Below are 10314 nucleotides of genomic sequence, written 5' to 3' on the forward strand. Positions count from 1 at the left end.
CACTCCTCCAATTAATATGCAAAAAATTTAGCATATTATCTCAGAGGCGTGTCATGTAAGTTCTGGAGGAATTTGAAAATTTTTAAAGGTTTTTAGAGGGAATAAAGTGATGATTTACAGGATTGAAACGTACCATTTTCCATTTTTCCGCTTTTCCATTCTTCGTTTTTATCTTAACTATGAGGGATTGAAACCGTAAATTGTGCGGCGTGACGAACGCTCGTAGCTTGGTTTTTATCTTAACTATGAGGGATTGAAACCTTCGAAAGGGGGCTCGGACATGACAGTAGAGCTCGTTTTTATCTTAACTATGAGGGATTGAAACAGAGCAAATGAACGGGTATCTGTTGGTGAACGTGGACGTTTTTATCTTAACTATGAGGGATTGAAACATAAATCGATAAGGTCTGTTTGTTTTTCCTTCGATTGTTTTTATCTTAACTATGAGGGATTGAAACCTATCTCATTGATGTAAATGGTGTCATATTCTGTCGTTTTTATCTTAACTATGAGGGATTGAAACGATGACATAGGGGAAAAGGTAAAAGTCGCTGGAGGTGGTTTTTATCTTAACTATGAGGGATTGAAACAATCTACGTCCGTTTTGCCTTTTGTTTACGCGGTCAGGCGTTTTTATCTTAACTATGAGGGATTGAAACCATGAACAAAATGAATACACCATCGGTCTCGATGCAAGGTTTTTATCTTAACTATGAGGGATTGAAACTGGTGGCACTAATTTCGACATTCAAGCCTTCTAAATGTTTTTATCTTAACTATGAGGGATTGAAACAATAAAAGACTTGTTGTTCATCATCTACAATTGTGTAAGTTTTTATCTTAACTATGAGGGATTGAAACCAGGATTGGGTGTAGGTAAGCATTTGGTTGAAGTAAGTTTTTATCTTAACTATGAGGGATTGAAACCATGGAATAGTTTTTCTTCTACCACAAATGTTGTTGTTTTTATCTTAACTATGAGGGATTGAAACAGCGAAAAGCATAAACAAGCGTTACAAGCTGGGAGAGTTTTTATCTTAACTATGAGGGATTGAAACAATATTGGAATGGATTGAATGCGAGATATACGAAAGTTTTTATCTTAACTATGAGGGATTGAAACTGCAGAAGATGAAATGGAGTACGAATGGGGTCGTGTTTGTTTTTATCTTAACTATGAGGGATTGAAACTCTCTTGAATTGTACCTTTTTCTTTTATCTTATCAATGTTTTTATCTTAACTATGAGGGATTGAAACCTGATTCTAATAATGTACTAACCATAGATGTACCTCCGTTTTTATCTTAACTATGAGGGATTGTAGTTTAGTAGCATTCTCCTTTTCTGTTTTTAAGAAAGGAGTAATGTCAAACAAGACTGAACCAAGGTTAGCGGGAGAGCAATAATTATCTTTTATTTGATTAACTTGCGTGATTGTATTGAATGTTGATGGTGGAATATTTTACAATGGGTATATAGGTAATATTTCCTAAGTAAGGAAGGTTGATAGAATTGTATAGTACCGTTGTTTTAACTTGTGGTGTGTCTTTGTTCACCGGGAGAAATAATATGTTTTCAATTAATCGAGAAGAAGTGCCTAAATTTCCTATTTCATTACATAATCAGGGTTTAGATAATGAAACTACTCAATTACTAGATGAATGGATTGGTAGAGTTAGACCGTTTTTAAATGAAGTTGAAGATAACCCAAGTCGAGTTAGTGCTGAATTTTCAACAGTCAATGCCTTGAAAAAGCAAAGAAAACTTGTGGAGAAACCGGTGTTTATCCTCTTTTTTACTAACACAGCAGGTGGTTATGCTGCTGAAAAGATTTTAAGAAAGATCTTTGAAGAAACGTTTAATGCGAGTGTTAAAGTGTTTTTTGTGGATGTTCATGTAGGGAACCAACAAACGTTAAATCAAGATATTAGTGAATATATGAAGAAACTTGCGGAATCTTTGGAAGCAGGCGAACCAACTACAACTTGTTTTGCCCCAATCGGTGGATATAAAGTCATGACATCCTTTGGATATATTGTTGGCTCTTTTCTTGGGTATCCGACAGCATATCTTCACGAAGATCATCAAGTGTTACACGAAATCCCGCCAGTACCAATTCAAATAGACCAGGATATTATTCAACAATTCACTCCCTTATTGAGAAGGTGTCAATCTGATTATATTGAACTGCATAGTCTTTCATTCCAAGAACAATCATTTATAAATAAGTTTAAATCCCTGTTCTCTATCGAAGAAGAAATGGTTTGTTTAAATCCGTTCGGAATATTTATGCTTGAACGTACGAGATATAGTCATTTATTACAAACGCATTATTATGGTTCAAAGCAAGTGCGTGCACTTATAAATAAATCCAAACACCAATCCCTTTTTATTAAACAACAATTACGGGAGTTAGTGAAAAAAATAAAGTCTGGCGATGGTCGATTATCAGATTTGCAACACGAAAAAGAAATCGCTGGATTAGATAGTCGTCTCATTCATTTTCACCTTTATAAAGGTGCTAGTAATGGCCAGACGGCCTTTCGTTTAACCTATCGCTATGATGAAAATGAGGATATTTTGTATGCGAACTATATTTGGTTAGATCATGATTGTTATGAACGAGAGATCACGCAAGGAAAAGGGATATATAAACAAGTTTCTGAGTTTTCTAGATTAATCGAATATTTTAAATAGGGGTGATTTTGTATGTCTCGTCACGTATTATTTTCATTTTTAGGATTAGGTGATTATTTACCTTGTTATTACACATTTGAAGGAGAAAAAGCATCTTTCTCCCGTTTCACTCAGACGGCCATCTATGAATTAATGAGTAAAGACAATCAAATGGAAGTTGTGCTGTTTTTGACGAAAGATGCAAAAAAGAAGAATTGGTTTAACAGTGAGGGGCGGGATGGAAACTTCCAAGAAGGCTTAGCGTCAACGTTTCAACGAATTGCCCCCGATGCAAAAGTTAAACTCGTTGAGATTAGTAAAGAACAGGACGAACAAGGAAACTGGATGTTGTTTGATGCGATTTTAAAAGAGGTTCAAGAGGATGATACAGTTTATTTCGATATTACGCATAGTTTTCGTTCCATACCGCTTCTGGCACTCATTGTCTTAACTTATGCGAGGCTAGTGAAAAACGCTAAAATTGGTAAGCTTGTTTATGGTTGGTTCGAGTCATTAGGGCCTCAGATTGAAGTGAAAAAAATGCCGGATGAAAAACGAGTTGCCCCGATTGTTGATATGACGAACATGGTGACTTTACTCGATTGGACAAATGGAGTTAATCAATTTAAACATACGGGAGATGCATCATTTATTAAACAATTAACTAGCGCCCAAATGGGGTCGATTATGAAAGGGAAAACGAATCAAGCGGAGAAAAAGAAAGCCATTATTTTTAATAAACTAGCCATTCAATTAGAAATTGTCGGTAAATGTATGCAAACGAGTCGAAGCTTACGAATTATGGACGAAATTAAAAAATTGCAATCTTTACTTTCTGAAGCAAAGCAGTTTGAAAGTGGGGCTATTAAACCGCTCATTCCTTTGCTAAACGAAATTGAAGAAAAGTATAAAGGGTTTACAAATGACGTATGTTCCCATAACTATGTGCAAATGGCGAATTGGTGTTATGACAACGGTTGGATTCAACCTGCCTATACACTACTTCAAGAAAATGCGATTACGTTAATTTGCGAGGTTTATAACATTGATGCAAAAGATGAAAATAAACGTCTAGACATTAGCTCAGCTATTCGCATCATGCTAAAAGGTATTGAAGAAGAAGATTGGATTGTACGTGATAAAGAATTCACCAAACAAATCATTGATAAGCTCAAGCCTTATCGGAAGATGTTAAGCCCATTTAATAATATTACGGATTATCGTAATGACTTAAATCATGCAGGGACGAAAGAAAATCGTCATCCAGAAAGGTTCGAACAAAATTTTCAAAATAAGTTTAAAGAGATCTCTTCTTTCTTCCAAGCGATAGGCAGTGAGAAAAGAGAAAAAATAGCAAGGGGGAGTGAAGATTGAACACTAAAGTAGAGAGGAAAACAAGTCCAACAGCTCTAATTGAAGAAAAATATATACTAAAAACAATCACTCCACTCGCAATGCACGGGGCAAATAATTCACGTGTCGCGGAATTTCGTGCTCCTTCTTTAAAAGGGGTATTGCGATATTTTTGGCGTACGTTACAAGATGAAGCAAATCCGAAGCAGTTACTTGAACAAGAGGAGAAATTTTTCGGTGGTACAACAACAGAAAAAGGAAAATCTCCGATATCCATTCTGATACCTAATGTCACGCAAGGTAACGAGCGGATCAATATACTGCCACATAAAAACGCTAATCTGAACACACCAGCCATTGCTACTAACAAAGAATTAAACGTTACAATTCGAGCGAATAAAACGAGAATAGATGACTTGAACAAGTACAAGCAATACATGAACTATTTATTTCATGTCGCAGGGTTTGGCCAGCGATCACGAAGAGGCTTTGGCTCTTGTCAATGGAATGAACATAAGTGGGAATCGGTTAACGACTTTTCCTGCTCATTAAAACAAGTATTGCAATCTCTCGATATGAGTGGAAAGTTTATGATTCACACTGATTCACAATGCATACTTGAACGAAAAGAGGGGGTTAGAGCACCTCATCCTGTATTAAATTCCATATGGATAGGGGAAGGGAAGCAATCATATCAACAAGTACTTACTTCTATTGGCTACGCATCTCACTATGGAAATAGAAAAGGAACACTTGGAGCGGTGGAGCCAAGAAGGAAAGCATCTCCGCTTTGGGTAACTGTAAGGAAAATGAATGAAAAATATTACCCGATTATTACAGAAGTCAAAACAACAATTCAAGAAAAGCCTCTTTATGAAAATGAACGAAGACGATTTTTGCAAGAACTTGGGGTGATGATATGAGTGAAAAATATATGGTTGTTTTTACGATTGGCCCTGTGCAGTCTTTTATCGCGGCCGCCCGAAAAACGGAAGACTTTTGGAGTGGAAGTTATTTGTTATCACATCTAGTGAAAGAAGCGATGAAATCCCTTTATGAAAATGTGGAAAATTTTCAAATGATTTATCCAAATGTCACAAAAGAGGAACTATTTGCTGAAAAATTGGATGAAAATATCCATATCGCTTCCTTACCAAATCGATTTACGGCCATTCTTTCTTGCAATGAAGAAGAAACAAAAGCATTTTTAAAAAGTGCCGAAAATAGAGTGCGAGAATCTTTTGAAATGATGAGTGAGCAAGCGGTTGAGAGGGTTTTTCATCCGTCTATTTATGAAACATTGAAAGAAAAAGCGAAAGAGCAAGTAAATGAATTAGTCGAAATATACTGGGTTGCTGAAAAGTTTAACAATGAGCACGAATTCAACATTGTGCGAGAACGATTGGAAAAGCGCCTCGGTGCTTTGAAAAATGAAAGGTTTTTTTACGGAAATGAACAAAAGGGGCTTACATGCAAAATATGTAACGAGCGGAGTGCCTTAACTTATGAAGAAATCGAAGAAGGGGATTCCTATCGTCAAATGAGGCAGAAGTTAGCTCAAACATGGCAACATAACGTAAAAAGAAAAGTAGAATTTTTGTGTGGCGTCTGTTTAACAAAACGTTTTGCCCGTCAAAATTTCAAAAAACTTTATCAAGTACCGGATAGTTTCAAGCGCTTTGAGGCTATTCCGGAATTAAGTGGGGAAGACAACTATATAGCCATCATCATGATGGATGGAGATAATATGGGGAAATGGTTTTCGGGTGAAGATATTGAATCGTTTCGAAAGATAAGTCGAAACCTTTCAAACTTTGCTAAAAAGACAGTACCCACTATTGTGGAAGAAAAATTTGATGGAAGGCTCATTTATGCTGGGGGGGATGACGTCCTCGCATTTGTCCCAGTTCATCAAGCGCTAAAAATTGCTGAAGCATTACGGTTTGCTTTTAGTGATGAAGAAGAAGGTTTAGGGAAAGGAGCTACCGCATCCGTAGGTATCATTGTTGGCCACCAAAAAGCTCCACTCCAGCAATTACTACAAAGTGTACGAGGATTGGAGAAAAAGGCGAAAAGTTACCACAGAAGGTTTACAGATGAAAAGAAAAACGCATTGGCTCTTTCGGTTCATACAAGATCAGGAGAAATTTCTGAAGCGGTGCTTCCTTGGAAAGTAGGAGAAGAAAAGACAACGGAAATGCTCCATTCTCTCATAACGCTTTTACAAAATGATGTTTCTGCTACTTTTATCCATCATTTTAGCCAAGCATTTCTACCGCTCATTTCGATTCGGGACTATAAGTATAAAGTTGAGACTAAAGAAATGTTGGAAATTGAACTACGGCGGTTACTCAATCGTTCAATAATAGAAGGAAGAAAAGGTGTAAAGGTTGATGAACATGTTCATCATTTACTAAACCTTCATGATGCTTCCGTGTCAACGATGGAATTTTTATTTACTTTAAAAATGCTTACCTTTTTAAAGAAAAAAGAAAGGGAGGAGCAAGCACATGAAAAAGATCGAGATAAAACCGGTTGATACTTTTTTCTTTAAAAATCATCAAACAACGGTCACTGGAACAGATACGAGAATGACGGGAATGTTTCCACCGCGACCGAATACGATTTATGGTGCCTTAAGAGCAGCCTACATACATGAACATACAAGCTTTACTGATTTTAATAAAGGAAATGACGAGGAAGTTAGGCGGTGGATGGGAACACCGGATGAAATTGGTGAGTTTTCCATCGATTATATGGGTCTTAATCTCAAGGGAGATCTTCTCTTTCCCATTCCATATGACTATCAAGTCGTGGAAGGTGAAGGAGGAGAGGTTATTGCTTATCCATTGAACTTACAAGAGGATCTTAACTTATCTTCTCGCCCATCCAATTGGCGTCTATTTTCGAATCGAAATGAAAAATCAAAAGGGGGAGCGGACTACTTTATCAAACGATCCACGTTTAAAGATTCTGTCTTAAGCAATAAACCAATTACAGAATTCATTAAAAGGTCGGATTTACTAGCAAGAGAAGATAAGCTTGGCATTGCGCTTGATTACAAGAGGAGGAAGTCGGAAAATTCAATGCTTTATTCGATGGTAAAGTGGCGGTTTAAAGAAGAAGGGTCACTTGTTGTGTATACTTCCTCGGAGGCTGATTTTGCAAATGTTAAGTTTGCTAGATTAGGGGGCGAGAATCGTCCATGGTATGTCCGACAGGCTGAAGAGTCATTTACATTATGGTCATCTTCTGAATTGGATAAATTAAAGAAGAAATTACAAGAGACACGGATTGCTAGAATCGTATTTTTATCACCAACTATTTTTGCAAAAGGTTCAGTACCTAGCAATTATGATGGGAACTTTATAACATTACCAAATGGTGTGAAAGTTGAATTGTTAACGTCAGCGGTTGGTCGTGCAGAGCTTTTTGGTGGTTGGAATATTGTTTATAACAAACCAAAAAATAGAAAACCGATGGTTCCAGCAGGTAGTGTTTTTTATGTTCGGTTAGAAGAATCACAAATTGATGACGTTTTGTCATTGGCTAATGGAATGAACTTTACAGATGAAGGCGCTCATGAAGGATTTGGATTCGCCATTATTTCAAGTGTTAACATCCATAAATAGGGAGGAATTAATAATGTTTTCAAATTCAAAGCCGTTTTTGCTACATGCGATTACATCTGTTCACGCTGGAAGTGGAAGTGAAATTGGATTAGTCGATTTACCAATTCAACGTGAAAAGCATACAGGATTTCCGAAAATTGAAAGTTCTACATTAAAAGGGGCTATTCGCTATGCGATGGAGCCAAAATGTGAAAAAGATGGGGAAGAGAAGCAATTCGAACTCATATTTGGTTCAAAGCCAAATCAATCAAGTCAAGAAAATCAAACACAGTCAAGCGCAGTTGCTTTTTCTGATGCAAGAGTTTTATTATTCCCGGTAAAGTCGATAAAAGGGATATTTGCGTGGATTACATGTCCACAAGTATTAAAACGATTTAATGATGAATTGATTTTACATGAGAGAGGAACAGAAACGTTCGTTGTACCTGAACCGAACTCGGTTTCTTCCAATAAACTAGTTGTTGCAAATCATCGTATCGTGTTAGAGGAGTATTCTTTTACAGTTGAAGAGACAAATGAAGCGAAAGTGTTAGCGAATCAAATTGAAAGTCTCGTGAAAGGAGATTTACAAATCGATATAGCGGATCGAATCGTCGTTCTTGAAGATGATGACTTCGCTGATTTTGTTAAGCTTTCGACAGAAGTAAATGCTCGAATCAAGATCAATCCAGAGTCTGGAACAGTTGATAAACAAGCGCTATGGTATGAAGAGAATGTCCCGCCTGAGACGATCTTTTATAGTTTCATGTATATCGGAAAAGTGCGTGGAGACGGTATTGAGGGGATGGAAAGTGCAGAAGATGTTGAACGTTTCTTAATTGAAGAAGAGCGTTTTCCAAGTGTATTTCAGCTTGGGGGAAATAGTACATTAGGTCGCGGAATGCTTCGGAAAATTTGGGTGTAAGAGGGGGATTGTCATGACGACAACAGAAAAGTTTGGTCGAGTAGGAATAGAGGACGGGCGTGCGTCATTTGCTTTTGAAAAAGTAAAGGAAACAAAACAGAATACAAAGGTTAGTTTTGACCAATATCGGTCGTATGTCAAAAAGCTACCTTCCCTTATTCAAGTAAACGGTTTTGGCCAAGCTCTTGCTTTTTGTTTTCAAAAAGGGAATGAATACCGCATCATTTATGACCAACTTCATGAACGGTTAAAAAAAACATTTTCTCATTATTTTGAAGGTAGTGAGGAGGAGTTTGTAGAAGTTGTCATTTCGTTAAACAGTCAAGACTATCGTTTATTAACGATGGAGGCATTAGCTATTTTGAACTGGATGCGCAAGTTTGCTGATGGCTTTGCGAAACAGTAAAGGAGTGGATGTCATGCATTTTCATCCAGCAGATACGAAAGAGGCGTTTGCCCCTGCTAATAAACATTCAATTGGGCATTTGTGGTACCATATTCATTTCAATCAAACTGAAAAAGTAGAAAATTACAAAAAGAAATATAAGACGAAGAATCTAAAACCTTACTATAACGTAAGCCACGAAGTCAAATCCATATCAGAAAAAATGATGGAACAACGCTTACAAGCGTTTGTCGATTTATCGAGTCAAGTATACGTCAAATTATTAGAAGGAAAGCCAATCGGACGATTGGTTCATGGGTTAGGAGGCGGACATGTTCGCGAGACGTCGCTAACGATCCATCCAGTATATGGAGTACCATTTATTCCAGCATCAAGTGTGAAAGGGGTTGTGAGAAACTGGTATATTCATGCTTTTTGTGACGGAAATGAAGAAGATCTAGCGGAAGATGTGTTAGGCTCAACAATTTTTGGAACGCAAAATAGAAAAGGAATCATTCAATTTCATGACATTTTTCTAATAAAAGACTTATCGATTGAGCAAGATATTTTGACGACACACTTTAAGGATTATTACGGGCAGAGAAATGCGGCAACCGATACTCAAAAACTGAATCTTGTCCCATTTTTAACGGTACATGTGTCTTCAGCAGATATTTATTTAACGACGAACAAATATGTGAAAACACCTTGTGAATATAAAACGGAAGAATTACTAGAGATGGTGGCACAATGGACAGGAATCGCTTTACGAGAATTCGGAATAGGGTCTAAAACATCATCAGGATACGGGTATTTTACTGAAATTCACGATGTAACAGATACAAAGTTAAAACAGTTTATAGAAAAACGTCAAATGGAAATTGCGCAAAGAAAGGCAAAACTAGTCGAAGAGAGAAGACGTCAAGAACAAGAGCGGATTCAAAAAGAAATTGAACAAAAAATTGCGCAAATGGATGAAAAAGAGCGCCTTCTTTATCAAATTAATCATCTAGAGAATCGCCAAGAAGATGTGTTAAAAAGTAAAAATAAACTCTTTGACAAAGTGATCAATCAGAGAAATATCGACGCAGCCCTAGCATTAAAAGAATTTTGGCAGCAAACAGGCGATTGGAATGTAAAAAAGAAGAAGAAAAAACAATTCGAGAAAGTGCAAGCAATTAAACAGTTATTAAACGAATAACGCTAATAATAATCGCCGGATTTCTAAGGGACTCCCTATGAAATCCGGTCGTTTCTTTCAAAGTTACTTCCCGAAAATGAATTACCATCATTTAAAAGGAGAAAATTGTCGTCGACCTCTAGTAGCGCCAAAACCCCAAGGATCAAAGACTTTTTAAAAACGG

Annotated in this window: 8 protein-coding genes and 1 CRISPR repeat array; all 8 genes read left to right on the forward strand. The window is 36.9% G+C overall.

What is annotated here, in order from left to right:
- Positions 1-164 precede the first annotated feature (164 nt).
- A CRISPR array of direct repeats spans positions 165-1325; the repeat unit is 30 nt; unit sequence GTTTTTATCTTAACTATGAGGGATTGAAAC.
- Positions 1326-1569: 244 nt separating this feature from the next.
- Genes MLD65_RS17515 through cmr6 form a run of 8 tightly spaced genes read left to right on the forward strand, consistent with a single transcriptional unit; the run spans position 1570 to position 10151 of the window.
- The gene (locus MLD65_RS17515; RefSeq protein ID WP_243293109.1) at positions 1570-2697 is read left to right on the forward strand and encodes a putative CRISPR-associated protein; all 1128 of its coding nucleotides are present in this window, start codon (positions 1570-1572) and stop codon (positions 2695-2697) included.
- Positions 2698-2709: 12 nt separating this feature from the next.
- The gene (csx2, locus tag MLD65_RS17520) at positions 2710-4050 is read left to right on the forward strand and encodes a TIGR02221 family CRISPR-associated protein (protein WP_243293110.1); all 1341 of its coding nucleotides are present in this window, start codon (positions 2710-2712) and stop codon (positions 4048-4050) included.
- Positions 4047-4952: a type III-B CRISPR module RAMP protein Cmr1 gene (gene cmr1 / locus MLD65_RS17525; RefSeq protein WP_243293111.1), complete on the forward strand. Its 906-nt coding sequence runs from the start codon at positions 4047-4049 to the stop codon at positions 4950-4952. Before csx2 ends, cmr1 begins: the two co-directional genes overlap by 4 nt.
- Positions 4949-6568, forward strand: a complete 1620-nt coding sequence (gene cas10, locus MLD65_RS17530; protein ID WP_243293112.1) for a type III-B CRISPR-associated protein Cas10/Cmr2 — start codon at positions 4949-4951, stop codon at positions 6566-6568. Before cmr1 ends, cas10 begins: the two co-directional genes overlap by 4 nt.
- A complete protein-coding gene (cmr3, locus tag MLD65_RS17535) occupies positions 6540-7661 on the forward strand; it encodes a type III-B CRISPR module-associated protein Cmr3 (RefSeq protein ID WP_243293113.1) in 1122 nt (373 codons plus the stop codon). Before cas10 ends, cmr3 begins: the two co-directional genes overlap by 29 nt.
- Before the next feature lie 13 nt (positions 7662-7674).
- Positions 7675-8565, forward strand: coding sequence for a type III-B CRISPR module RAMP protein Cmr4 (cmr4, locus tag MLD65_RS17540; protein WP_243293114.1), 891 nt, complete (start codon positions 7675-7677; stop codon positions 8563-8565).
- 13 nt (positions 8566-8578) lie between these two features.
- Positions 8579-8971: a type III-B CRISPR module-associated protein Cmr5 gene (gene cmr5 / locus MLD65_RS17545; RefSeq protein WP_243293115.1), complete on the forward strand. Its 393-nt coding sequence runs from the start codon at positions 8579-8581 to the stop codon at positions 8969-8971.
- A gap of 13 nt (positions 8972-8984) precedes the next feature.
- Positions 8985-10151 carry a type III-B CRISPR module RAMP protein Cmr6 gene (gene cmr6 / locus MLD65_RS17550; protein ID WP_243293116.1) on the forward strand — a complete coding sequence of 389 codons (1167 nt, stop codon included), beginning with the start codon at positions 8985-8987 and terminating at the stop codon, positions 10149-10151.
- Positions 10152-10314 lie beyond the last annotated feature (163 nt).

The sequence above is a fragment of the Bacillus sp. FJAT-47783 genome, from assembly GCF_022808615.1.
GTDB lineage: Bacteria > Bacillota > Bacilli > Bacillales > Aeribacillaceae > Bacillus_BZ.